24 protein-coding genes are annotated in these 23,276 nt (G+C 59.0%); 16 read left to right on the forward strand and 8 right to left on the reverse strand.

Going from position 1 to position 23,276, the window contains the following annotated elements:
• Positions 1–25: 25 nt before the first annotated feature.
• The gene (locus J7416_RS06990; protein ID WP_209224018.1) at positions 26–397 is read right to left on the reverse strand and encodes a YraN family protein; all 372 of its coding nucleotides are present in this window, start codon (positions 395–397) and stop codon (positions 26–28) included.
• Position 398: 1 nt separating this feature from the next.
• The gene (rsmI, locus tag J7416_RS06995; protein ID WP_209224019.1) at positions 399–1,256 is read right to left on the reverse strand and encodes a 16S rRNA (cytidine(1402)-2'-O)-methyltransferase; all 858 of its coding nucleotides are present in this window, start codon (positions 1,254–1,256) and stop codon (positions 399–401) included.
• 88 nt (positions 1,257–1,344) lie between these two features.
• Here rsmI and J7416_RS07000 point away from each other — a divergent pair, with 88 nt between their 5' ends.
• The 3 genes from J7416_RS07000 to murJ are packed head-to-tail and all read left to right on the forward strand — an operon-like array spanning position 1,345 to position 6,834.
• Positions 1,345–2,517, forward strand: a complete 1,173-nt coding sequence (locus J7416_RS07000; protein WP_209224020.1) for a penicillin-binding protein activator — start codon at positions 1,345–1,347, stop codon at positions 2,515–2,517.
• A 10-nt stretch (positions 2,518–2,527) separates the two neighbouring features.
• On the forward strand, positions 2,528–5,296 hold the full coding sequence (locus tag J7416_RS07005) for a [protein-PII] uridylyltransferase (RefSeq protein WP_247744199.1): 2,769 nt from the start codon (positions 2,528–2,530) through the stop codon (positions 5,294–5,296).
• Entirely contained in the window at positions 5,293–6,834 is a 1,542-nt protein-coding gene (gene murJ / locus J7416_RS07010; protein ID WP_209224022.1) for a murein biosynthesis integral membrane protein MurJ, read from the forward strand. Before J7416_RS07005 ends, murJ begins: the two co-directional genes overlap by 4 nt.
• Here murJ and J7416_RS07015 read toward each other — a convergent pair whose 3' ends face one another.
• Positions 6,835–7,521 (reverse strand): rhomboid family intramembrane serine protease, encoded by a 687-nt coding sequence (locus J7416_RS07015; RefSeq protein ID WP_209224023.1) that lies wholly within the window; start codon positions 7,519–7,521, stop codon positions 6,835–6,837.
• An 86-nt stretch (positions 7,522–7,607) separates the two neighbouring features.
• On the opposite strand from J7416_RS07015, the gene trpS reads away from it, so the two are divergent.
• The 13 genes from trpS to J7416_RS07080 all read left to right on the forward strand — a co-directional run bounded on the left by trpS (position 7,608) and on the right by J7416_RS07080 (position 19,178).
• Positions 7,608–8,636, forward strand: a complete 1,029-nt coding sequence (trpS, locus tag J7416_RS07020; RefSeq protein ID WP_209224024.1) for a tryptophan--tRNA ligase — start codon at positions 7,608–7,610, stop codon at positions 8,634–8,636.
• Between the two features lie 59 nt (positions 8,637–8,695).
• Positions 8,696–9,559 carry a branched-chain amino acid aminotransferase gene (locus J7416_RS07025; RefSeq protein ID WP_209224025.1) on the forward strand — a complete coding sequence of 288 codons (864 nt, stop codon included), beginning with the start codon at positions 8,696–8,698 and terminating at the stop codon, positions 9,557–9,559.
• A gap of 64 nt (positions 9,560–9,623) precedes the next feature.
• Positions 9,624–10,079 (forward strand): universal stress protein, encoded by a 456-nt coding sequence (locus J7416_RS07030; RefSeq protein ID WP_170427056.1) that lies wholly within the window; start codon positions 9,624–9,626, stop codon positions 10,077–10,079.
• A 10-nt stretch (positions 10,080–10,089) separates the two neighbouring features.
• The gene (locus tag J7416_RS07035) at positions 10,090–10,683 is read left to right on the forward strand and encodes a 2-hydroxychromene-2-carboxylate isomerase (RefSeq protein ID WP_209224026.1); all 594 of its coding nucleotides are present in this window, start codon (positions 10,090–10,092) and stop codon (positions 10,681–10,683) included.
• Between the two features lie 69 nt (positions 10,684–10,752).
• Positions 10,753–11,316 (forward strand): NifU family protein, encoded by a 564-nt coding sequence (locus J7416_RS07040; RefSeq protein WP_209224027.1) that lies wholly within the window; start codon positions 10,753–10,755, stop codon positions 11,314–11,316.
• Entirely contained in the window at positions 11,306–11,893 is a 588-nt protein-coding gene (tsaB, locus tag J7416_RS07045) for a tRNA (adenosine(37)-N6)-threonylcarbamoyltransferase complex dimerization subunit type 1 TsaB (RefSeq protein WP_209224028.1), read from the forward strand. Before J7416_RS07040 ends, tsaB begins: the two co-directional genes overlap by 11 nt.
• The gene (locus tag J7416_RS07050; RefSeq protein ID WP_209224029.1) at positions 11,890–12,303 is read left to right on the forward strand and encodes a GNAT family N-acetyltransferase; all 414 of its coding nucleotides are present in this window, start codon (positions 11,890–11,892) and stop codon (positions 12,301–12,303) included. Before tsaB ends, J7416_RS07050 begins: the two co-directional genes overlap by 4 nt.
• Before the next feature lie 159 nt (positions 12,304–12,462).
• Positions 12,463–13,461: a BMP family ABC transporter substrate-binding protein gene (locus tag J7416_RS07055; protein ID WP_209224030.1), complete on the forward strand. Its 999-nt coding sequence runs from the start codon at positions 12,463–12,465 to the stop codon at positions 13,459–13,461.
• Between the two features lie 85 nt (positions 13,462–13,546).
• Positions 13,547–15,076, forward strand: a complete 1,530-nt coding sequence (locus J7416_RS07060) for an ABC transporter ATP-binding protein (protein ID WP_209224031.1) — start codon at positions 13,547–13,549, stop codon at positions 15,074–15,076.
• A 1-nt stretch (position 15,077) separates the two neighbouring features.
• Positions 15,078–16,172, forward strand: a complete 1,095-nt coding sequence (locus J7416_RS07065) for an ABC transporter permease (protein ID WP_209224032.1) — start codon at positions 15,078–15,080, stop codon at positions 16,170–16,172.
• The gene (locus tag J7416_RS07070; RefSeq protein ID WP_209224033.1) at positions 16,172–17,140 is read left to right on the forward strand and encodes an ABC transporter permease; all 969 of its coding nucleotides are present in this window, start codon (positions 16,172–16,174) and stop codon (positions 17,138–17,140) included. Before J7416_RS07065 ends, J7416_RS07070 begins: the two co-directional genes overlap by 1 nt.
• Positions 17,141–17,487: 347 nt before the next feature.
• Positions 17,488–18,408: a sulfite exporter TauE/SafE family protein gene (locus J7416_RS07075; RefSeq protein ID WP_170427047.1), complete on the forward strand. Its 921-nt coding sequence runs from the start codon at positions 17,488–17,490 to the stop codon at positions 18,406–18,408.
• A gap of 2 nt (positions 18,409–18,410) precedes the next feature.
• Positions 18,411–19,178: a TIGR02186 family protein gene (locus J7416_RS07080; RefSeq protein ID WP_209224034.1), complete on the forward strand. Its 768-nt coding sequence runs from the start codon at positions 18,411–18,413 to the stop codon at positions 19,176–19,178.
• 3 nt (positions 19,179–19,181) lie between these two features.
• Here J7416_RS07080 and J7416_RS07085 read toward each other — a convergent pair whose 3' ends face one another.
• From J7416_RS07085 to J7416_RS07105, 5 genes are all read right to left on the reverse strand, one after another.
• The gene (locus tag J7416_RS07085; protein WP_209224035.1) at positions 19,182–19,910 is read right to left on the reverse strand and encodes an SDR family oxidoreductase; all 729 of its coding nucleotides are present in this window, start codon (positions 19,908–19,910) and stop codon (positions 19,182–19,184) included.
• Positions 19,907–21,439 (reverse strand): AAA family ATPase, encoded by a 1,533-nt coding sequence (locus J7416_RS07090; RefSeq protein WP_209224036.1) that lies wholly within the window; start codon positions 21,437–21,439, stop codon positions 19,907–19,909. Before J7416_RS07090 ends, J7416_RS07085 begins: the two co-directional genes overlap by 4 nt.
• 60 nt (positions 21,440–21,499) lie before the next feature.
• Complete coding sequence (locus tag J7416_RS07095) at positions 21,500–22,138, reverse strand: acyl-homoserine-lactone synthase (protein ID WP_209224037.1); 639 nt, start codon at positions 22,136–22,138, stop codon at positions 21,500–21,502.
• Positions 22,139–22,222: 84 nt separating this feature from the next.
• The gene (locus J7416_RS07100; protein WP_209224038.1) at positions 22,223–22,942 is read right to left on the reverse strand and encodes a LuxR family transcriptional regulator; all 720 of its coding nucleotides are present in this window, start codon (positions 22,940–22,942) and stop codon (positions 22,223–22,225) included.
• On the reverse strand, positions 22,881–23,099 hold the full coding sequence (locus J7416_RS07105) for a hypothetical protein (RefSeq protein WP_209224039.1): 219 nt from the start codon (positions 23,097–23,099) through the stop codon (positions 22,881–22,883). The genes J7416_RS07100 and J7416_RS07105 overlap by 62 nt, the downstream gene beginning before the upstream one ends.
• Positions 23,100–23,276: the final 177 nt, after the last annotated feature.

The following is a 23,276-nucleotide window of genomic DNA, read 5'->3' on the forward strand; positions in this document are numbered from 1 at the left end:
AGCCGCGCTGGCGGTTCAATGGGGATCAGCCCAAATCGAACGCGTTTTCGATGATTTGAACAGCGCCTGCGCCATCCACCAAAGCGGCATCAAAGCGGACATTCGTCAGTTGCCCGTTGGGTTCGGATTCAAGAAACTGAGCGGCTGAGGCGCAAATCCGATCCATCTGACGACGGTTGATCCGGTGGGCAGCGACATCGAAGCTGCGGCTTTTCTTGACCTCGACAAAGACCACCTCGTCCGCACCACGCACGATCAAGTCAATTTCACCGCCAGCACCCCGCCAACGGTGATGGGCAATGGAGTAACCTCGACGCTCATAATCGGATGCGACCTGCTGCTCCGCCGCTTGCCCAGCATGATACGACACCGAGCTTTTGACGGATCGTGCAGTCATGTCATCCCTTTCCCAGTTTCAGAGCCTTCTGGTAAATCGGGCGGCGCGGTAGTTTGTACATTTCAGAAACCAGATCCGCCGCATCCCGAACCGAATGGGTTTCCAAGGCTCGTTTCAACGCCTCTTCTATGTCGGATTCGTTAACAGTTTCCGAATGACCCCGGTCCACGAGTACAACGATCTCTCCTTTGACGGTTTGATCTTGTAGCCCCGCCGCCAGGTCCTCCAACGACCCACGTCGGACCTCTTCGAATTTCTTGGTCAGCTCCCGGCACATTGCCGCCTGCCGGTTCCCACCCAACACATCGGCCAGATCAGACAGGCAAGCCGAAACGCGTTTTGGCGACTCGTAAAACACCAATGTCCCGGGCACGCCCCGCAACGCTTCGATCCGCGATCGGCGGGCGCCGGAGGCATTGGGCAGGAAGCCTGCAAAGAAAAACGCATCCGTGGGCAACCCCGCCAGCGTCAACGCCATCAGCGCAGCGGATGGTCCGGGGGCACATGTCACCGTGTGGCCCGCCTCGGCTGCTTGCCGCCCAAGATCGTAACCCGGATCAGCGATCAGCGGCATGCCAGCCTCAGAAGCATACGCGACGGACTTACCCTCGCGCAGCGCCTCCAGGATTTTCCCGCGTGCACCCGCGCCGCTATGATCGTGATACGCCAGGATTCGGCGTCCGTCCAAAGGGACGCCGTGAATCTCCATCAACCGGCGCAAGCTGCGCGTGTCTTCGGCGGCGATTACGTCCGCCGATGCCAGCACATCCAGCGCCCTGAGCGTGATATCGCGCGCTGTACCGATCGGAGTGGCAACAAAATACAGGCCAGCGCCCAATCTTACTTTTTGGAAATTCAAAGCTGGACCCTCACAGCGTGACGTTTATTATCGCGGCCTAACAGATTGGTGGTACCCCAAGCCGCCGGGACAGGGAGTTCTCATTTAGATGTTTACCGTTTGCAAGCCCGTTCGCAAGCTGGCGCAATCCGCTGCTATTCTTGCCACCGCCGCGTTGCTGGCCGCATGTGAGCCCGGAAATCTGGGCGGAGGCCCCTCGATCAACACATCCAAACCCGTTCCGGTTGCCCTTTTGGTCCCAGCAGGGTCGGGCAATTCCGGGGATGCAGCTCTGGCCCGCAGCCTAGAAAACGCGGCGCGTCTGGCGATGGCCGATCTGCAGAATGTCCAGATTGATCTGCGCGTTTATGACACCCGCGGCAGTTCGAACACGGCGGCCGAAGTTGCGCAGCGCGCGGTGGCCGACGGAGCGAAGGTCATTCTGGGCCCGGTCTATGCACAGGCAGCCAACTCGGCCGGATTGGCCGTGCTGAGCAACAACGTCAACGTTCTGTCTTTCTCGAACAACACAAGCATCGCAGGCGGCAACGTCTTTGTGCTTGGTCCGACTTTCCAGAACACGGCAAACCGTCTGGTCAACTTCGCCGGATCGCAAGGCAAGTCCAGTATGGTCATCGTTCACAGCAACGACTCGGCCGGACAACTTGGACAATCGGCCATTGCCAATGCGCTGAGCAGCAGCCGTGTCGGCAACGCAGGAACCGTCGGGTATGACCGCTCGCAGCAAGGTGTGATCAACTCGGTTCCAACCGTCAAATCGACCGTGGATGCGGCGGGCGCGGACTCATTGTTCCTGACAGCCACAACGGCCGGGGCGCTACCGCTGTTTTCGCAGCTTTTGCCTGAGGCCGGAGTCTCGCCGTCGACAACGCAGTATATCGGGTTGACACGGTGGGACATCCCGGCTCAAACGCTGGAACTGCCCGGCGTACAGGGTGGTTGGTTCGCCCTGCCTGACCCGTCCAAGGCGCAGGCGTATCGCCAACGGTATAACAACACCTATGGTGAGGCCCCGCACCCGATCAGCGGTCTGGCCTATGACGGAATTGCTGCGATTGCGGCGCTGGTCAGCCAGGGCAAATCCGACGCGCTGACCGCTTCGGCATTGACACAGAACGCCGGTTTCCAGGGTGTTGGCGGAATCTTCCGCTTGCGGTCTGACGGCACGAACGAACGCGGTCTGGCCGTTGCCACGATCCAGAACAAACAGGTAGTAGTGATTGACTCCGCCCCTCAAAGCTTCTCCGGCGCCGGTTTCTGATCAGTCGGCGCTGACGCTCACCCCGCAGGGTGAGCTGATCTGTCCGGCCGATGAAATTTTCGACAGTACCGCCGTCCTGGCACAACTGTCGGAAGCCTTTGAAAACACGCAAGACAACAGCGCACGGCGGCATGAAACCGTGCGTATTTTGCGTGATGCCCAAAAAGCCGGGCGCAAGGCCATCGCGGATGCGTTCGCCCAACGCCCTTTTGACGCAAGGCCTCTGACCCGGTCCTATACCTACCTGACAGACGGGCTGGTCTGTACTGCAATGCAAGTCGCCAGTGTCGATCTGCATCCGTTAGCCACGCCGACGCAGGGCGAAAAGATCGCCGTTCTGGCCGTGGGGGGTTATGGACGCGGCGAAATGGCCCCTGCCTCGGACGTCGATCTGCTTTTTCTGACCCCCTACAAGATCACCGCATGGGCTGAGAGCGTGATTGAATCCATGCTCTACATCCTGTGGGACTTGCGGCTGAAGGTTGGGCATTCATCTCGTACGATCAAAGATTGCCTGCGGCTTGGGGCCGACGATTTCACCATCCGCACCGCCATGCTGGAACAGCGATATCTGGCGGGGGATACGGCTCTGGCCGATGAGCTGGAAAAGCGCCTCAAGACCGAACTGTTCAAAGGCAGCGAGCGTCAATTCATTGAGGCCAAGCTGCAGGAACGCGACGAACGCCACCAGAAGCAAGGTGAGCGTTACATGGTCGAGCCCAACGTCAAGGAAGGCAAAGGCGGTCTGCGCGATCTGCAATCCCTCTATTGGATTGCAAAGTACATATACGGCGTTCAGGACGTGGCCGAACTGGTTCCGCTGGGTCTTTTCACGCCTGAAGAGTTCAGCACCTTTGTCGAAGCCGAAGAGTTTCTGTGGGCGGTTCGATCCCACTTGCATCTGGTCACTGGGCGCGCGACCGAACAATTGACCTTTGACCTGCAGGTCGAGGTGGCCGATCGCATGGGATATGAGGATCGGGCCGGACGCCGGGCTGTGGAAGTGTTCATGCAACGCTACTTCCGTGAAGCGACGCGGGTTGGGGAACTGACTCGCATTTTCCTGACCAAGCTCGAAGCCTCCCACGTCAAAGGTGAGGCATTGCTGGATCGGATTTTCCGACGCAAGCCGCGTGTCAAATCCGGGTACAAGGTTGTCCATGGGCGTTTGGACGTCGCCGACGCCAAGACTTTTCTGGCCGACAAGCTGAACCTACTGCGTTTGTTCGAAGAAGGCCTGCGCACCGGTATGCTGATTCACCCGGACGCTATGCGACTGGTGACCGCTAACCTTCACCTGATCGACGATGACATGCGCCACGACAAAGAGGCGCAGCGCATCTTTCTGGACCTGATGCTGAAACACGGCAATCCGGAGCGCGCCCTGCGCCGGATGAACGAACTAGGCGTGTTGTCGGCCTTTTTGCCGGAATTCGAGCACATCGTGGCGATGATGCAGTTCAATATGTATCACAGCTATACGGTGGACGAGCACACCATCCAGACCATCGTCAACCTGGCGCAGATCGAACGGGGTGAACTGGTTGAATCGCTGCCGCTGGCCTCGTCGATCCTGAAAGGCGGCGTCAATCGCAAGGTTCTTTACGTCGCTTTGTTGCTGCACGATATCGCGAAAGGCCGCCCCGAGGATCATTCGATCCTGGGTGCACAGATCGCGCGTAAGGTGGCTCCGCGGCTGGGACTGAACAAATCCGACTCGGAAACCGTGGAATGGCTGGTACGCTATCACCTTCTGATGTCGGACATGGCGCAGAAACGCGACATCTCGGATCCGCGCACAGTGCGTGACTTTGCCAAAGCGGTGAAGACTGTCAAACGGCTGGACCTGCTGACGGTTCTTACGGTCTGCGACATTCGTGGTGTCGGCCCGAATACCTGGAACAACTGGAAAGCCACATTGCTGCGTGCCCTGCATGCAGAAACCAAGCGGGCGCTGGAAACCGGCATGGAGGACCTCAACCGCGCCAACCGCGGCGCCGAGGCCAAGAAAGCATTGCGCGCGGCACTTGGTGATTGGTCCAAAGCGGACCTCAAGGCGGAAACCGGACGCCACTATGCGCCCTATTGGCAGGGTTTGAACCTGTCGACGCATGTTGAATTTGCCAAAATGCTGCGGGCGCTGGAACACAGCGGCGATCCCGGCGCGATGGAAATTCACCTGCATCCGGATGACGACCGCGACGCCACCCGCGCCTGTTTTGCCATGGCGGATCACCCGGGTATTTTCGCTCGGATTGCCGGAGCACTGGCGTTGGTCGGGGCAAACGTGGTGGATGCGCGCAGCTATACGACCAAAGATGGCTACGTCACCGATGCGTTCTGGATTCAGGATGCCGAGGGTCATCCGTTTGAGGCCAGCCGTCTGCCGCGACTGACCCAGATGATCCACAAAACGCTGAAAGGCGAAGTTGTTGCGAGCGACGCGCTAAAATCCCGCGATAAGATCAAGAAACGCGAGCGCGCGTTCAACGTGCCCACGCATATCATCTTCGACAACGACGGGTCCGAGATTTACACGATCATCGAGGTCGACACACGCGACCGCCCCGGCCTGCTGTACGACCTGACCAGAACGCTTGCGGCGGCGAACGTGTATATCGCCAATGCCGTGATCGCGACCTATGGTGAACAGGTCGTCGACACCTTCTACGTCAAGGATATGTTCGGCCTGAAATACCATTCGGAAAGCAAACAGCGCGGTCTTGAGGCCAAGCTGCGCAAGGCCATCACTGAGGGTGTGGAGCGCGCGAGCTCATGAAGCAGATCCGGCTGTTTTCCGGCCTCTTCACAGTCGGGTTCTGGACTCTCGCCAGCCGGATACTCGGGTTTTTGCGAGAGATCCTGCTAACCGCCTATATCGGGCCGGGCCCGGTCATGGACGCGTTTGTCGCCGCTTTCCGACTGCCAAACATGTTCCGCCGCTTCTTTGCCGAGGGCGCGTTCAACGCCGCCTTTGTGCCGATGTTCTCTAAACGCCTCGAGGGCGAGGAAAACGCCGAAGGGTTCGCGCAGGACGCCTTTAACCTGCTTGCGGCAGCCGTTCTGGCGTTGGTGGGGCTGGCAATGGTCTTCATGCCCGGGCTGGTCTGGCTAACCGCCGAAGGGTTTTATGGCGATGAACGGTTCGATATGGCCGTGGACTACGGCTATGTGGTGTTTCCCTATATCCTGTTCATGTCGTTGGCGGCACTGTTCTCGGGCGTATTGAATGCAACAGGTCGATTTGCTGCGGCGGCAGCGGCACCGGTTCTGCTGAACATATTTGCGTGTACCGCCCTGATCGCAGGGGCTTTGTCCGGCGGTGAGGTCATCCGGTGGCTGATCACAGTCATCCCAATTGCAGGCATCGCGCAATTGGCACTGGTTTGGGTGGCGACCGAGCGCGCAGGCATTCGCATTCGTCCCGGATGGCCAAAGCTCAGCCCGGAAATGCGCCAAATGGTGCGCATTGCGGTGCCCGCCGCCTTGGCGATGGGCGTCACACAAGTTAATCTGGTGGTTGGCCAGCTTGTTGCCTCGAAAACCGAAAAGGCAGTCAGTTGGCTGTTTGCCGCAGACCGGCTGTATCAATTGCCACTGGGAGTGGTCGGTATCGCGGTGGGGATCGTTTTATTGCCCGACCTATCCCGTCGCCTGCGCGCCGGGGACAAGGACGGCGCGCGCAATGCCTATTCGCGCGCCGGAGAGTTCACGCTACTGCTGAGCCTTCCGTCCACGGTTGCCTTTCTGATCATTCCCATACCGCTGGTGTCAGTGCTGTTCGAACGCGGCCAGTTCAGCGCCGAGGATACGGCGGCTACTGCACTGGCGGTGGCAGTCTATGGCATCGGCCTGCCCGCATTCATGCTGCAAAAACTGCTGCAACCTTTGTTCTTTGCGCGCGAGGATACGCGGTCTCCGTTCCGTTACGCCGTGGTTGCGATGATCGTGAATGCCGGGTTGGCGTTTGGGCTTTACCCTCTGGTGGGGTGGATTGCGCCGGCTATTGCGGCGTCGGTCGCGGGGTGGGCCATGGTTGCGCTGTTGGCGATCGGCGCGCGGCGTTTCGGCGAAGAGGCGCGCATGGATGATCGATTCAAACGTCGCGCATGGCGGATCGTTGCGGCCTCGGCCGGAATGGGCGTCGTACTATATGCCGCGATGCATCTTTTTGGCTGGGCGTTCCAAGAACCCGGATGGCGCTATCTGGCGCTGCTGATCCTGATCGTTGTTGCTGCAGTGGTGTATTTCGCCCTTGGTCACCTGCTCAAAGCGTTTGAACTGTCCGAGTTCAAACGGGCATTGCGCAGATCCTGATCAATCGCGGCGGATGCGCCCGACGATCCGCGCCCATCCGCCCGGCGCCAGGAAAAATGACAGGCCAAACCCTGTAGCAAACCCACCCAGATCGGCGACCCAATCGGACGTGCCGCCGAACAACAACCCGAACAACAGCTGGATGCCCATCAAGACCGCGATCAGGCTGAAGGCGCGGGACTGATTTTCGCCGACCAGAGAAAGCTTGCGCCACAGCAACCACGTGAATGCACCAATTAGGCCATAAACCGGGGGAAACCCTCCAACCAACGGATACTGCGGATTCAACAGCAGCGCATAGACCAAGGCCCCGCCAACCCCAGACAGGACAAAGATGATCAGCATCTGAATGCCGCCGAAGACTTCGGCCACCATTTTCCCCATGGCCAGAACAAAGACACTGACGAAAATCGCCTGCGTAAAGCTGCCGGACACGAACGGATAAGTGACAAACCGGATCAGATGTTCAAACGGCCAGCGACCATTTTCAATCATCCAATGGAAGATATCAGGGGAAAAGGCGTAGCTTTGCAGTGCCTCCAGCCGCCATCCGACGGCAGATGGTCCACCGACGATCCCGCGCGAACCCAGCGTAAACGCCAGTTCGATCCCCATGATGAACACCACCAGCGCCACCACCACGGGCGGCAGAGGGTTCACGGCGGGTGTATAATGCTCACTGCTCATTGGGCTGGCCTTTCGCGGCTGTTGACGTCCCTTGACCTCATGGGTAAGCGACGGGAGCTGATTTTTCCAGACGGGAGTTCCCTTCGATGACCGAAACCAAGTTCACGCCGCGCGTGTTTTCCGGCATCCAGCCTTCGGGAAACCTGCACCTTGGCAACTATCTGGGTGCGCTCAAGCGTTTTGTGGATATGCAGGGCGAAGATTTTGAGACCATCTATTGCATGGTCGACCTGCACGCGATCACCGTCTGGCAAGACCCGACCCGTCTGCGCGAAAAGACGCGTGAGGTTTGCGCTGGCTTTATTGCCGCTGGTCTGGACCCTGAAAAGTCCATCCTGTTCAACCAAAGCCAGGTGGCCGAGCACACGCAACTGGCCTGGATCTTCAACTGCATCGCCCGCATGGGCTGGATGCAGCGAATGACGCAGTTCAAGGATAAGGCCGGCAAGAACGCGCAGAATGCCTCGTTGGGTCTGTTTGCCTATCCGGCGCTGATGGCGGCGGATATTCTCACCTATCACGCGACGCATGTGCCGGTTGGCGAAGATCAGAAACAGCATCTGGAACTGACCCGCGACATCGCGATCAAGTTCAACCATGACTATGGCGTGGATTTCTTTCCGGTGACCGAACCCGTCATCGGCGGCCCTGCGCCGCGCGTGATGAACCTGCGTGACGGTTCACGGAAAATGTCGTCGTCGGACCCGTCCGACATGACCCGGATCAACATGACCGACGATGCCGATGCAATCGCCAAGAAGATCCGCAAGGCCAAGACAGACCCGGACGCCCTGCCCTCCGAGGTTGATGGCCTGTCCGAACGCCCCGAGGCGCGCAATCTGGTCAACATCTACGCCGCGCTCAGCGATCAGACTGCCGAACAGGTTCTGGCTGAAGTCGGTGGCAAGCAGTTTGGCGAGTTCAAACCGATGTTGGCTGAACTGGCGGTTGCCAAACTGTCCCCGATCTCGACCGAAATGGCCCGTTTGATGGGTGAAGAGGCCGAGATTGATCGAATTTTGGCCCAAGGCGCGGAAAAAGCACGCGCGATTGCCGCTCCGATCCTGCAACAGACCTACGACATCGTGGGCATGGTGGGCGCAAAACAGGGTTGATTGCGCTGGACCTTCCCGTGACGCCTTCCTAGGTTGCCCCAAGGGCAAAGGAGGGCGTCATGGCAGTTGGTAAAAACATCCGCACCTATTTCGATGGTCAGTGGCACAACGGGGACGCCCCGATTATGCGGGCTGCCGACCACGGCGCATGGCTTGGCTCGTCGGTCTTTGACGGCGCGCGGTTCTTCGACGGGCTGGCCCCTGACCTTGAGGCCCATTGCGAACGAGTGAACCGTTCTGCCGAAGCACTGATGTTGACCCCGACCGTGACGACCGAACAGATGGTCGAGATTGTCCGCGAAGGGTTGGAGAGCTACGCCAAAGGCTCTGCCGTTTACATCCGACCGATGTATTGGGGCATAGACGGCGACGCCACGGCGATCGTTCCACAGCAGGACAGCACGGGATTTGCCATTTGCCTTGAAGAAATCCCAATGCCCCCCGAGACCGCATCGGTCACGCTGACAACCACACGGTTCCGCAGACCGGTGCTGGAATCCGCCGTGGTCAATGCCAAGGCCGGATGTCTGTATCCTAACAACGCCCGAATGCTGAAAGAGGCCAAGTCCAAGGGGTTCTCGAACGCCCTGGTCGCAGACGCGCTTGGCCACGTGGCGGAAACCGCCACCGCCAACATTTTCATGGTCCGCGATGGTGAGGTGTTCACCCCCACTCCAAACGGCACGTTCCTGGCGGGTATCACACGCGCGCGACATATCAAGAACCTGCGTGCTGACGGTGTGACGGTACACGAATCTGTCCTCGGCTTCGAAGATTTTCACGAGGCAGACGAAGTGTTTATGACCGGCAATATGAACAAGATAACGCCGGTGACAGCCTTGGAAGACACACAATACCAGGTTGGACCAATTGCGCGCCGCGCGCGCGAGCTGTACTGGGATTGGGCTGCAAGCACCCGCTAGTCATCCACTCTGTTGCCAGCCTGTATCACGTCAGGCATGATCCCCGAAATACATGAGGATACCCATGCGTAAGTTTCTAGTCATTCTTGATGACAGCCGCGAATGCCTGAATGCGATGCGTTTCGCAGCAATGCGCGCAGCCCATACCGGTGGGGGTGTGACAATCCTGTCCGTCATACCACCGGATGAGTTCAACCACTGGATCGGTGTCGCGGAAACAATGCGGGAGGAGGCGCGGGAACGCATCCACGCGCATTACGAGGTATTCGCCAAATGGATGCGTGACAAACAGGGAATCGACCCCGAATTGTCCATTCGCGAAGGTGAACCCGTGCCTCAGATCATCGAGCACGTGCAATCCGACCCCGAGATCGGCGTTCTGGTTCTGGGTGCCGGTATCGAAAAGAAAGGGCCCGGTCCTTTGGTCACGCAGCTGACCAAGAATTCGGGCAGCTTGCCGATTCCAATCACAATTGTGCCCGGCGACCTGAGCAAGGAAAAGCTTGAAGCCATCACCTGAGGTCCCCCTCATGCAGCGCCGTATCCAATTCTGGTTCGAATTCGCGTCGACCTATTCCTATCTCAGCGCCATGCGAATCGAAGAGGCGGCGGCGCAGCACAATGTCGCCGTGGAGTGGCACCCTTTCCTTTTGGGTCCCATTTTCGCAGCACAAGGCTGGGACAACTCACCCTTCAATATCTACCCGGCCAAGGGGCGCTATATGTGGCGCGATATGGAGCGTTTGGCGGCCCAGCGCGGCCTGACATTTAGTCGGCCCGAGTTGTTCCCACAAAACGGCCTGAAGGCCGCGCGGTTGACCCTCGCGATACAGGGTCAGGCCCAGAAAGGCCGTTTTGTGCGCGCTGTTTACTCGGCCGAGTTTGCTGATGGTCGCAATGTCTCAGAGGAATCGGTGCTTGCAGATTGCCTGATGGCTGCGGAATTGCCAGCAAACCTGATGGACAAAACCAAAGACCCCGAGATCAAGGCGGCCCTGATAGAGCAAACAAAAACCGCACAAGCCAGGGGCCTGTTCGGCGCGCCCAGTTTTCTGGTTGGGAATGAACTGTTTTGGGGTGATGATCGCTTGGATGATGCACTAAGGCTGGCCGCCGGTATTTAGAATCGTTCCAAATCTTGACTTATCCGGCGCGGACCCGCATATCAGAAACAACTGAAACGGAGCCGTGACATGTTCATCCAGACCGAATCCACGCCGAACCCCGCAACTTTGAAATTCCTGCCCGGCCAGACCGTGCTGGAAGCGGGCACTGCAGATTTCCCGTCGGCGGAAGCCGGTGAAAAATCTCCTTTGGCCAAACGGATTTTCGGGGTCAACGGTGTGACCGGCGTGTTCCTTGGCAATGACTTTGTAACCGTCACCAAATCGGACGACATTCAGTGGGATCACATCAAGCCCGCCATCCTTGGTGCGGTGATGGAGCACTACCAATCCGGCCAGCCGGCCATCGGTGCGGACGCAACGCCGGCTTCGGGCCATGCCGAGCATACGGGTGAGGATGCAGAAGTCGTCAACCAGATCAAAGACTTGCTGGACAGCCGCGTGCGTCCTGCGGTCGCGCAGGACGGTGGTGACATCACCTTCCACGGCTTTGACCGGGGCGTCGTCTACCTGCACATGCAGGGGGCTTGCGCCGGGTGCCCGTCTTCGACCCTGACGCTGAAGATGGGGATCGAGAACCTGCTGCGCCACTATATCCCCGAAGTGACCGAGGTTCGCCCCGTTGCCGTCTGACCAGATCATTCTGGCATTTGATACATCGGCCGCGCACTGCGCGGCCGCTTTGTTGCGGGGTGATCAAATCGTGGCCTCTCGCGTCGACCCCATGACACGCGGTCAGGCCGAGCGCCTTATGCCGCTGCTCGAAGAGGTTCTGGCCGAGGCCGGTTGCACATGGAAAGACCTGACCGCAATCGGCGTTGGCGTCGGGCCCGGAAACTTCACTGGCATTCGTATCTCGGTCTCCGCCGCGCGAGGTTTGGCCCTGGGCCTTGGGATACCCGCCGTAGGAGTATCGGGATTCGAGGCTTTGGCCGAGATATCATCCGACGCCCTGCCCGCTATTCGGGCGCCGCGTGAACAGGTTTACGTTGCTGTACCCAACAAAGGCCCGGTGCTGATGGCGCAAACCGAAGCAGAATCACTCGGCCCCCTGATCATGAATGACGAGCCGGACGCTCAGGTCCACGCCATTGCACGGATTGCCGGAGTGAAATGGCAGACCACGACCGTGCCGCCGGCCCCCCTATACGTGCGGCCTGCAGATGCGGCACCGTCCAAAGACACTCCTCCGGTTCTGCTGGACGGATGACCCCGGAAGAACTGTCCAAAACACACGGCGCGGCCTTTACCCAGTCGCGCCCCTGGACAGCAGATGAATTCGCGGATCTGCTGGCCAATCGGTTCACTCATGTTGTTGGAAATGCTCAATCATTTGCACTGTTCCAAGTGGTTTCTGATGAGGCGGAGCTGTTGACAATTGCCACCCACCCGACGCTGCAACGCCAAGGCATGGCCCGCGCACGGATGCAAGAATGGCATGCGCAAGCCACAGCGTTAGGGGCCACCCGTGCGATTCTGGACGTTGCGGCAGACAACCTGCCCGCGATCGCTTTGTACGACCTCTTTGGGTATCGCCGCTGCGGGCTGCGAAAAGGATACTATCCGCGCGAGAACAATCAAAAAATCGATGCGATCGTGATGGATTTTTGGCTTCAGTAAGCCGTCACACTGCATTTTTTCGACCAATTGGTCAAAAATCAGTTGACCACGGCGGTTGCAAACGGCCTTAATTCCCGCCATCACAACAGTTATGCTCGCTCACAGTGGGTGAACGGGGCTATCTTGGCCCCGACCGACAATAACCAACGGGAGTAACAAATGACCCTGATGAAATCTTTGATGGGCGCTGCCGCCGCTGTTGCACTGACCGCAGGCGCAGCCTTGGCCGAACCGGCCCTGATCTTTGACCTTGGCGGCAAGTTTGACAAATCGTTCAACGAAGCAGCCCATAACGGCGCGCAGCGTTGGGCCAATGAGACCGGCGGCACTTATCGTGAGATCGAGCTTCAGTCCGAAGCACAGCGCGAACAGGCGCTGCGCCGCTTTGCCGAAGCCGGTGCCAACCCGATCATCACCATGGGCTTTGCCATGGCTGATCCGCTGTCCGCCGTTGCTGGAGACTATCCCGACACCAAGTTCGTTGCGGTTGACGTGAACTGGCTGGACGCTCCGAATATCCGTCAGGTCAGCTTTGCCGAGCATGAAGGCTCGTACCTGGTCGGCATGATGGCCGCCATGGCATCCGAGTCGGGCACCGTTGGCTTTATCGGTGGTATGGACATCCCGCTGATCCGTCACTTTGGCTGCGGCTACGCGCAAGGCGCCAAGGCCGTGAACCCGGACATCAACATTGTTGCCAACATGACCGGTACAACTCCGGCGGCCTGGAACGACCCGGTGAAGGGTTCCGAGTTGACCAAGGCGCAGATCAGCCAGGGCGCTGACGTGATCTATGCAGCCGCGGGCGGTACCGGTGTTGGCGTCCTGCAAACCGCAGCCGACGAAGGCATCCTGTCGATCGGCGTGGACAGCAACCAGAACCACCTGCACCCGGGCAAGGTTCTGACATCGATGCTGAAGCGTGTTGACGTTGCCGTCTATGACGCAATGACAGCGGGCACAGATCTGGAAACCGGCAAGTTCGCAATGGGTCTGGCCGAAGAAGGTGTTGGCGTTGCAATCGATGACAACAACCGGGAACTGGTTGACGCACAGATGGCTGACGCGGTCGAAGCCGCGCGTCGTGGCATCATCGACGGCAACATCTCGGTCGTCAGCTACTACGAGAACGACAGCTGCCCGGCACTGCAGTTCTGATAACGCGCGGGGCGGGGGTAGACCTCCGCCTCGCTTCCACTCTGCCGCGTGTGCACCGCGGCCTTTCGGCAATTGAGGGCAAGACATGACCGTCCCCGCCATTGAGCTCAAAGGGATTTCCAAAGCCTTTGGGCCGGTTCAGGCCAACAAAGACATTTCCATCAGCGTCGCCCCCGGCACGATCCACGGGATCATCGGTGAAAACGGTGCGGGCAAATCCACGCTGATGAGCATTCTCTACGGCTTTTACAAAGCCGACAAAGGCGAAATCTGGATTAACGGCGACAAGACCGACATCCCTGACAGTCAGGCGGCAATTGCTGCGGGCATCGGGATGGTTTTTCAGCATTTCAAACTGGTCGAGAATTTCACCGTTCTGGAAAACATCGTTCTGGGCGCCGAAGATGGGGGGCTGCTGGCTCCGTCCTTGTCCAAGGCCCGGAAAGAGCTGAAAGATCTGGAAGAAGAATACGAACTGTTCGTCGACCCCGACAAACGCATTGACGAGATCGGCGTTGGGATGCAGCAACGGGTCGAGATTCTGAAGGCGCTGTATCGCAAGGCCGAGATTCTGATCCTCGACGAACCCACCGGTGTTCTGACCCCGGCCGAAGCCGATCAGCTGTTCCGCATTCTGGACCGCCTGCGGGCCGAAGGGAAAACAATCATCGTGATCACGCACAAGCTGCGTGAAATCATGGAAAACACCGATACCGTTTCGGTCATGCGGCGCGGGCAGATGACTGCCACCGTCAAAACCGCCGACACGAGCCCCGAGGAATTGGCCGAGCTGATGGTGGGCCGAAAGGTTCTTCTGCAGGTCGATAAGGTGCCCGCACAGCCTGGCAAACCTATCCTTGAGGTCGAGAACCTGCGTGTCTTTGATTCGGCTGGGGTCGAGCGTGTCAAAGGCATCGACCTGACCGTATGCGCCGGCGAAATCGTCGGCATCGCTGGTGTTGCTGGCAACGGTCAGTCGGAACTTTTGGAAGTTCTGGGCGGTATGCGTCCGGGTGAGGGCTCGATCAAGCTGAACGGCGCGCCCCTGGCGCTGAGCGGCGCGGGGTCGGACGGGCAGGCCCGCCGCGCGCAGCACATCGCGCACGTGCCCGAGGACCGTCAGCGCGAAGGTCTGATTATGGACTTTCACGCCTGGGAAAATGTCGCCTTCGGCTATCACCGGGATCCGGCCTACAAGCGCGGGATCTTCATGGACAACGCGGCCCTGCGTGCCGATACCGAAGCCAAAATCGAGAAGTTCGATGTCCGTCCCCCCAATGCCTGGCTTTCCGCCAAAAGCTTTTCGGGCGGCAACCAACAGAAAATCGTCGTCGCGCGCGAGATCGAGCGTAACCCCGACCTGTTGCTGGTGGGACAACCGACCCGCGGTGTGGATATCGGCGCGATCGAGTTCATTCACAAACAAATCGTTGCTCTGCGTGATCAGGGCAAGGCGATCCTGCTGGTCTCGGTCGAGTTGGAAGAGATCTTCTCGCTCTCTGACCGGATCGCGGTGATGTTTGATGGTCATATCATGGGTGAGCGTCTGCCCCATGAAACAGATGAAAAAGAACTGGGCCTGCTGATGGCCGGTGTTGCGGGAGAGGCCGCGTAACATGGATAAAATGCCCAAATGGGCCGATGTCGTTCTGATCCCGGTGATCAGTCTGATACTGGCCGCTATTCTTTCCGCGCTGGTGATCCTTGCCATCGGTGAAAACCCGGTTGAGGCCGTGAACCTGATGGTCACGGGCGCGCTGGGGTCGACCTATGGCTGGGGCTATACGCTGTACTATGCAACCAACTTCATGTTCACCGGTCTGGCGGTGGCCGTGGCCTTTCACGCCCGCCTGTTCAACATCGGCGGCGAAGGTCAGGCGATGCTGGGTGGGCTTGGCGTCGCGATGGTCTGCCTTTACATAGACTGGCCGCATTGGAGCATTGCCCTGCTGGCCGCAGGGCTGGGGGCCGCTTTGTTTGGTGCCGCATGGGCTGCGATTCCGGCCTATTTGCAGGCCAAACGCGGCAGCCACATCGTCATCACGACGATCATGTTCAACTTTATCGCCGCCGCCTTCCTGAACTATATGCTGGTCAACGTGATGCGCCCGCAGGGCTCGCAAGACCCGGCGACGGCGCGGTTCCCGGAAGCCGTTCACCTGCCTACCTTCCAGTCGATGTTCTCGACCGCAGAAAACGTGATGTTCCGCGGCGCGCCTGCGAATATCTCGTTCTTCGTGGCGCTTCTGGCCTGCGTGGTTGTCTGGGCGCTGATCTGGCGGACGCGGCTGGGTTATGAAATTCGCGCATATGGCCATTCTGAAACCGGTGCCGTTTATGCCGGGATTTCCCCGGTGCGGATCACCATTGTCGCAATGCTGATCTCGGGTGCTCTGGCCGGGCTGATGGCCATCAACAACGTGATGGGTGAAGCGGAACGTCTGGTTCTGAACTCGACCGAGGGCGCAGGCTTCATCGGGATTGCCGTGGCACTTATGGGCCGGTCGCATCCGTTCGGGGTTTTCCTCGCCGCGATCCTGTTTGGCTTTCTCTACCAAGGTGGTGCAGAGCTGGCGCTGTGGACTTCGATCCCGCGTGAGCTGATCGTCGTCATTCAAGCGCTGGTCATTCTGTTCACAGGGGCGCTGGACAACATGGTTCGGATGCCGCTTGAAAAGCTGTTCCTGGCTATGCGGAAAGGGGCCGAGTGATGGAGTTCTTTGTAACACTGATCCAGGTCCTCGATTCGACCATCCGTCTGGCAACCCCTCTGCTGCTGGCCTGCTTGGCGGGTCTTTACTCGGAACGCGCCGGTATTTTCGACATCGGTCTGGAAGGCAAGATGTTGATCGCGGCCTTCTTCTCGGCGGCGGTCGCGGCCGTGACGGGGTCAGTTTGGCTGGGCTTGCTGGCCGGTATAGGCGCATCGCTGGTTCTGTCAGCGCTGCACGGGGTTGCTTCAATCACCTTTCGGGGCAATCAGCTGATCTCGGGCGTTGCCATCAACTTTTTGGCCTCGGGGCTGACCGTTTTGATTGCCCAAAGCTGGTTCCAACAAGGTGGTCGAACGCCCTCGCTGTTCGGCGGCGGTCGGTTCGAACCGATTGAGTTTCCCTTTGCGGAAGCCATCAGCGGTGTTCCGATTATTGGACCGATCTATTCCGAGCTTTTGTCGGGCCATTCCATCCTGGTCTACATTGCCTTTCTGATGGTCCCGCTGACGTGGTGGATTCTGTTTCGCACACGCTTTGGACTGCGCCTAAGGGCCGTAGGCGAAAACCCCGCCGCCGTTGACACCGCTGGCGTGTCGGTCGTTGGTCTGCGCTTTGCCGCCGTCGCCATATGCGGTGTGCTCTGCGGGATCGCGGGCGCGTATCTGGCGACCGCGTTGCAGGCCGGGTTCGTCAAAGAGATGACCGCCGGTCGCGGATTCATCGCACTGGCCGCTCTGATCTTTGCGAAATGGCGGCCTTGGCACGCGATGTGGGCCTGTTTGTTGTTTGGTCTTTTGCAGGCCATTGCGCTGCGGTTCCAGAACATCGACTTGGGTGGTGTCGTCATTCCGGTGCAGGTCATGGACGCCCTGCCCTATATCCTGACGGTCGTCATTCTGGCCGGGTTTGTGGGCAAAGCCATCCCGCCGCGCGCGGGTGGTGAACCCTATGTGAAAGAGCGCTGATAAGTCCAGTTTCGGACTCAGTTCAGTCCTGTTCGCTGCAGGGCGGCATGCAGAGTTGATTTTGCATGCCGCAACCGTTCTAAAGGGGTATGCAAGCGCCCCCAATTATACCACGTGACTCGGAACCGGCCCCAAACAGGCCGGCGGGATTGCATGAGCACCTTAGACTTGGGGTCTGCCGGGTTTCTCAGCCTTATCAATCTGCTGGCACCAGACCCATTGCACCAGTATTCGCCATGAGGCGCCCGGGCCTTGCCGCCGCGCGCCGCATCAATTTCACACCCCTTTCCCCCGAGGCAGCCTGCGCCACCGTTCGTGGTCCGTCAGCCCTCGTGCAGTAGCTCGATATGCAAATTTACCTTCCTATCGCCGAAGTTTCCGTCAACGCCTTCCTGCTTTTGGGGCTTGGAGGGATGGTCGGCATTCTGTCGGGCATGTTCGGTGTCGGCGGCGGCTTTCTTATGACGCCCCTGCTGTTCTTCATCGGCATTCCGCCCGCTGTTGCAGTTGCAACCGAGGCCAACCAGATCGTTGCGTCTTCGTTCTCAGGCGTGCTGGCGCATTTCCGACGAAAGACGGTGGACCTCAAAATGGGAACCGTCTTGTTGATAGGGGGGTTAACGGGCGCCGCGCTCGGCGTGGTGATCTTTAACTATCTCAAGGGGCTGGGGCAGGTCGATCTGCTTGTGACCCTGTGCTACGTCGTGTTCCTTGGCGTAGTTGGCAGCTTGATGTTCATCGAAAGTCTGAACGCACTGCGCAAGTCCAAGAAAGGCGGGTCTGCACCGCCAAAACGTCGCCAGCGGGGCTGGGTCCATGCGATGCCGTTCAAGATGCGGTTTCGGACATCGGGCCTGTATATCTCGGTCATTCCACCAGCGCTGGTGGGTCTGTTCGTTGGTATTCTGTCGGCCATCATGGGCGTCGGCGGTGGCTTCATCATGGTCCCCGCGATGATCTATTTGCTGGGAATGCCCACCAAGGTGGTTGTCGGAACCTCCCTGTTCCAGATCATCTTCGTGACCGGTTTCACCACGATGCTGCACGCAACCACGAACTATACCGTCGACGTTGTTCTGGCAGTTCTGCTGCTGGTCGGTGGCGTGATCGGGGCCCAGATCGGCACTGTGATCGGGGCGCGTATGCCCGCCGAGCAGCTGCGCGTGCTGCTGGCCGCATTGGTTCTGGTGGTCTGCGGCAAGCTGGCTCTGGACCTGTTGCTGGAACCAGCCGAGCTGTATTCGCTTGGTACTGGCGGGGGGCACTGATCATGCTGAAACGCTTGCTTGCAGTACTTGCCTTCTGCGCCAGCCCGGCGCTTGCAACCGACGAAGCGGTTGTTCTGGGCCTGAGCCAGGATCGCGTCGCCATCACCGCCAATTTCGACGGATCGGAAATCCTGATCTTTGGCGCGGTCAAACGCGAAGCCCCCATTCCTGACGGCCCACCGCTTGAGGTGATCGTGGCATTGGCTGGCCCCTCCAGCCCGGTGACCGTGCGGCGCAAAGAACGCAAACTGGGTATCTGGGTGAACACCGATAGCGTATTGGTCGACCTTGCCCCCAGTTTCTATGCGGTTGCGACCAGTGGACCGCTGGACGATATCCTGCTGGATACCGAGGATCTTCGTTATCGGATTTCAATCGAACGGGCGATCCGGTCTGTTGGCGCGGCCATGAATGTTCGTGGCGCGCAGGACTTTGCAGATGCGGTCGTGCGTATCCGCGAAGACGAAGGGCTTTATTCGATCCGCGAGGATACAGTGGCCGTGGACGAACAAACCTTGTTCAGAACCTCGATCGAGATGCCTGCAGACCTGACCGAAGGCGAATACACGGCGCGGATTTTCCTGACCCGCGGTGGTTCGGTCATTTCCCAATTCGAAACCACAATCGACGTGCGCAAAGTCGGGTTGGAGCGGTTCCTGTACAACATGTCCCGCCAACAGCCGGTCTGGTATGGCCTGATGTCATTGGTCATTGCCATTGCCGCAGGTTGGGGGGCGTCGACCGCGTTCCGGTTGCTACGCGAGAACTGATCGTCATCCACGCCCGATATAAGGCATCGTGGTTGCCATGACGGTCATAAACTGGACGTTCGCCTCAGGCGGCAGGTTCGCCATATGCAGGACGGACCGCGCAGCATCTTCAACGGCCATTGTCGGATCGGGCTCTTGCCCGCTGGCAATGGCCGCATCGACCAGCCCCTGCACCATCTGAGTGCGCGCGTTGCCGATGTCGATCTGCCCACATGCAATGTTGAACGTCCGGCCATCCAGCGACAGGCTGCGGGTTAAGCCCGTAATAGCGTGCTTCGTCGCCGAGTAGTGCGCCGAGTTCGGGCGCGGGACATGTGCCGCTATTGAGCCGTTGTTGATGATGCGCCCGCCCTGTGGCGACTGGTGACGCATGATCCGAAACGCCGCGCGGGCACAAAGGAACATGCCATTCAAATTGACGTTGACGCTTTGATACCAGTCGTCCAACACGATCTCGTCAATCGTGCCGCCGGGCGCGAATATGCCCGCATTGTTGAACAGGACATCCAGGCGGTCCGCCTTGTCCTGAAACGCGTCGAAAGCGGCTTCGACAGCTTGCGCGTCAGTGACATCCGCGACCAGAGGCACGGCATTGGCGTGGTCCGCCGCCATCTGGTTCAGCGTGTCTGCACTGCGGGCCAACAGGCCAACGGTCCAACCCTCGGCCAGGAATTGCTCGGCCGTGGCACGCCCGATCCCCGAGCTTGCGCCGGTTACAATGATGGATTTCATGTCTCTTCCGCCTCCAGTGTCAGCGAAGCCGCCGGTACGGCACGCAGATCATCCACTCGCAGCGGATGGGTCGGTTTGGCCAACCTATTCCGCACGACCCAGATCAACCTCTCCTGCGCACGAGTAATCGCCACATAGGCCAGACGCTTCCACAGCGGCTGACCCGCCTCAGTCCGGCCCATGCGTGCAGCGGCGTAGATGTCAGGGGCAAAGACCTGAACAGTGTCCCACTGCGAACCCTGCGCCTTGTGAATGGTTACTGCCGCACCGTGCAGAAAGGTCGCGCCCATGCGGGCCGCATAGGGGATAAAGGGCTCTTCCTCGTCCGGCATCTCGATTTTGACGATCGAGGCGGCGCTGACCTGCGGATCCTCGGCCCCCATCACGTGCAACCGGGAAAACCCCGGCTTGCGCCCCGGTCCCAGATAGATGACCTGCGCGCCCTTGATCAGCCCGCGCGCCTCAAGGTCCAGACGCTTTTTGCGGTGCTTCAAAGGCAGTTCGATCCCGTCGCAGATCAGCGGTTCACCTTCCAGCAGTTCGGTGTCAGGCGCACCATGCACATGGCGGAACGCTTGAATCAGCCGAATACGTGTCGCGTTGCGCCAAACAAGGACCGGGCTACGCGCCATCAGATCCACCTCGACCCGCTGACCCCAGACAACGCGGTCGTCCTGACGGGCTGTCTGTTCGACCATGCGCTCAAAGTCTTCGAACCCCATTTGCGGGTCCGCCAAAGCATGGGCCAGATCGAGAATTGGGTTGTCCGCATCCTGCCGATGCACCCGGTGCAGGATTTGCTTGCGCGGTTCCGGCAGCGCATCAAACACCATGCTACCGGACTGGTTAACCGGGGCCAGCTGAGCGGGATCACCGAACAGCAACAGCGTCGGGAAGATCTCTTGCAGGTCTTCAAACTGCCGGTCGTCCAGCATCGAGGCCTCGTCGACAAAGCCGATATCCAACGGCTCATCCCTGCGCTTCCAGCCGGTGATGAAGTCCGACCCGCGCAACCCAGCGGCCGCCAAAGCACCGGGGATAGACTTGTTGTTCTCATAAAACGCCGCAGCACGGTCCAGCGCTTCGTCAGTCAGGCCTTCGATCTCGGGGCGTTCGTCATTGCCTGCCAGCCACTCGGCGATGCGTTCGTATTCCGGGTCATAGACGGGCGTGTAGAGAATGCGGTGAATCGTCGTTGCTGGCACGCCACGAAGACGCAAGACGCTGGCCGCCTTGTTTGTCGGGGCCAGAATGGCAAGGCTACGTTTGTCGCGGGCCTTGCGGCTTTCGAAATCGCCCGAAACAATTTGAACACCGGTTTCCGCCAGTGCCTTATACAGTTCGGCCAGCAACAACGTCTTGCCAGACCCTGCCTTGCCGATCACCGCCATCACGCCAGATTTCCCGTTTCCAGGAAGTTTCAGCAGCGCATCATCATCAAGGTCTACGCCTGCCGATTTCAGCATCTCAGAGATGCTGTCATATGCGGCGGCCTGGTCATCAGAGAAAGTCACGGGGGGCAAAGACATGGCGCGACCCTACAAGGCCGCGCCAGCTATCACCAGACGTGGATTTCGGTTTTCGTGCCGTCAGGCGGACATAGCAAACCGGGGCTGAGTGCCAACTCCAAAGGCCGTCTTGAACCACAGCCGCGACAGCTCGCGCGGGATGCCCGCCCGTTGGGCAACGCGATTGCAGTCATCGGCTGAGTACGGCCACAGCCCGACTGAGATCTGATCGCGCCCCTTTCCTTCAGTGCCCAGCACGATCGGAGACGACCCAATCAGGCGGTAAATCCGAATCATGCGCGCATCGAAAACGCCTGCGATGTGGGTTAAACCAAACCCTTCCATCATCTCACCCCCGCTGAGCATGATCGCCCCTGCGGTGTGTGGGCTCGCCGTGCGCGACAGGCAAAACCGTGTCACTTCCCAGATCAATGGGCTGTTGATCGGTTTTCCACCGGTCAGGTGGCCGAACACCTCGTTCACCATGACCGGGCCGGTCGTGGGCAAGACACGCATGGACCCGCCGTGGCTGCCGTCAGGTTCCTCCCAAATCACGTAGATCGGGTTCAGTTCATCGTACTGATCCCGCTCTTCCCCCTTATCATTTACGTGAACATCCCAACCCAGCCGGGTCTTGAACTGATCGGCGCGGTCCCGAAACATCCCCTCGGCCAGTTTTGGATATTTGTGCAATTCGTCCGCATAGACATAGCGCAACATGACTCTTTTCCCCTTGTCGTCCTGTGCAGGAACAAAGGGGGTACAGAGTCTTGGTTAATTTCCTGTTTTGAGAGCGCGCGGTCCTTAAACCACTATTAACCCTCTGCTGAGTGCCGTGGCGATGGCGTGCGTCGTATTCTGCGCGCCCAATTTCGCACGGGCGCTTTCGATATAGACCCTCAACGTGTGTTCTGAGATCGACAGGGAATGCGCCACCTGCGCCCGGCTATAACCCAGGGCAAGCAGAGTCATGGCATCCACTTCGCGCGGTGATAATCCACGCGCGGATTCGGGCTGCCGGTCGCTTTCGAATTCCAGCGCTTTGCGGTTGAAGTAATGCGCGATCAGGATCAACTCGCGACCATGCGTCTCAATAAACTTGAGCCACGCGTCATCATCACAGGAGTGGTTGACCGTGAACAAAGCGAATTGACCATTCGGGCCGCGGATCGGGATGGAATAGCCCTGATTTCCAACGCCGTGCTCTGACGCGTCTTTCAGGAAGGTCTTGGCAACTTTGCTTGACCAATCCAGTGTCTTCCAATCCACTGGATGAAAACGCTGAAAACACCCCAAGATCACCGGGTCTATTCTGTGGTAATTTCGGTCGCGGTACCGCTCGGCCCAGGCATCGGGATAGGTCGTATATCCGTATTGGTCTCCGGCCCCATCAACCCAATGGTAGATCAGGTGTTCGACCTGCAGTCTGTCCCGCAAACGCGTGGCAACATCGCCGAGTTCATCAAGCGTGCTGGTGTTTTCCAAGTCCTCCAGAACCTGGCTCATATCGAGTTTTGTTGCCATCGGCCGGCGCCCGCACCTCATTCTTTCCAGACGCGATCTCGGCTGCGGCGATCAGTTTGGTATCGTCCAACTGCTCGGCCAACGCGGTCAAACCGTTTTCAACAGCAAAGGCGCTGAGGTCCGACAGAACGTCCAGTATCCACTCATTTTGCGCCATCAGGGTCTCTCCGAAACGGTTAACGAAGGGTTAACACAACCATAGCATGCGGAGATTTTCTTAGCCTATTCACTGGTTTCTACTCCCCAAAAACAGTGGGGTTGGAATTTGCAACACTTTGAAAGCAAACGTTTAAGTTCGGAAAATGGAACACCCGCGAACCGAAAAACCGATTCG

The organism is Ruegeria sp. R14_0 (genome assembly GCF_017743975.1).
Classification (GTDB): Bacteria; Pseudomonadota; Alphaproteobacteria; order Rhodobacterales; family Rhodobacteraceae; genus Ruegeria.

Coding starts and splice junctions, on each gene's coding strand:
- J7416_RS07095 (WP_209224037.1), bottom strand. CDS start 22,138: ATGTTGCGCTATGTCTATGCGGACGAATTGCACAAATATCCAAAACTG.
- J7416_RS07085 (WP_209224035.1), bottom strand. CDS start 19,910: ATGAAATCCATCATTGTAACCGGCGCAAGCTCGGGGATCGGGCGTGCC.
- J7416_RS07050 (WP_209224029.1), top strand. CDS start 11,890: ATGACCCCGGAAGAACTGTCCAAAACACACGGCGCGGCCTTTACCCAG.
- trpS (WP_209224024.1), top strand. CDS start 7,608: ATGACCGAAACCAAGTTCACGCCGCGCGTGTTTTCCGGCATCCAGCCT.
- murJ (WP_209224022.1), top strand. CDS start 5,293: ATGAAGCAGATCCGGCTGTTTTCCGGCCTCTTCACAGTCGGGTTCTGG.
- J7416_RS07040 (WP_209224027.1), top strand. CDS start 10,753: ATGTTCATCCAGACCGAATCCACGCCGAACCCCGCAACTTTGAAATTC.
- J7416_RS07100 (WP_209224038.1), bottom strand. CDS start 22,942: ATGGCAACAAAACTCGATATGAGCCAGGTTCTGGAGGACTTGGAAAAC.
- J7416_RS07055 (WP_209224030.1), top strand. CDS start 12,463: ATGACCCTGATGAAATCTTTGATGGGCGCTGCCGCCGCTGTTGCACTG.
- J7416_RS07060 (WP_209224031.1), top strand. CDS start 13,547: ATGACCGTCCCCGCCATTGAGCTCAAAGGGATTTCCAAAGCCTTTGGG.
- J7416_RS07080 (WP_209224034.1), top strand. CDS start 18,411: ATGCTGAAACGCTTGCTTGCAGTACTTGCCTTCTGCGCCAGCCCGGCG.
- J7416_RS07035 (WP_209224026.1), top strand. CDS start 10,090: ATGCAGCGCCGTATCCAATTCTGGTTCGAATTCGCGTCGACCTATTCC.
- J7416_RS06990 (WP_209224018.1), bottom strand. CDS start 397: ATGACTGCACGATCCGTCAAAAGCTCGGTGTCGTATCATGCTGGGCAA.
- J7416_RS07105 (WP_209224039.1), bottom strand. CDS start 23,099: ATGGCGCAAAATGAGTGGATACTGGACGTTCTGTCGGACCTCAGCGCC.
- J7416_RS07075 (WP_170427047.1), top strand. CDS start 17,488: ATGCAAATTTACCTTCCTATCGCCGAAGTTTCCGTCAACGCCTTCCTG.
- J7416_RS07015 (WP_209224023.1), bottom strand. CDS start 7,521: ATGAGCAGTGAGCATTATACACCCGCCGTGAACCCTCTGCCGCCCGTG.
- J7416_RS07030 (WP_170427056.1), top strand. CDS start 9,624: ATGCGTAAGTTTCTAGTCATTCTTGATGACAGCCGCGAATGCCTGAAT.
- J7416_RS07070 (WP_209224033.1), top strand. CDS start 16,172: ATGGAGTTCTTTGTAACACTGATCCAGGTCCTCGATTCGACCATCCGT.
- J7416_RS07090 (WP_209224036.1), bottom strand. CDS start 21,439: ATGTCTTTGCCCCCCGTGACTTTCTCTGATGACCAGGCCGCCGCATAT.
- J7416_RS07000 (WP_209224020.1), top strand. CDS start 1,345: ATGTTTACCGTTTGCAAGCCCGTTCGCAAGCTGGCGCAATCCGCTGCT.
- J7416_RS07025 (WP_209224025.1), top strand. CDS start 8,696: ATGGCAGTTGGTAAAAACATCCGCACCTATTTCGATGGTCAGTGGCAC.
- J7416_RS07065 (WP_209224032.1), top strand. CDS start 15,078: ATGGATAAAATGCCCAAATGGGCCGATGTCGTTCTGATCCCGGTGATC.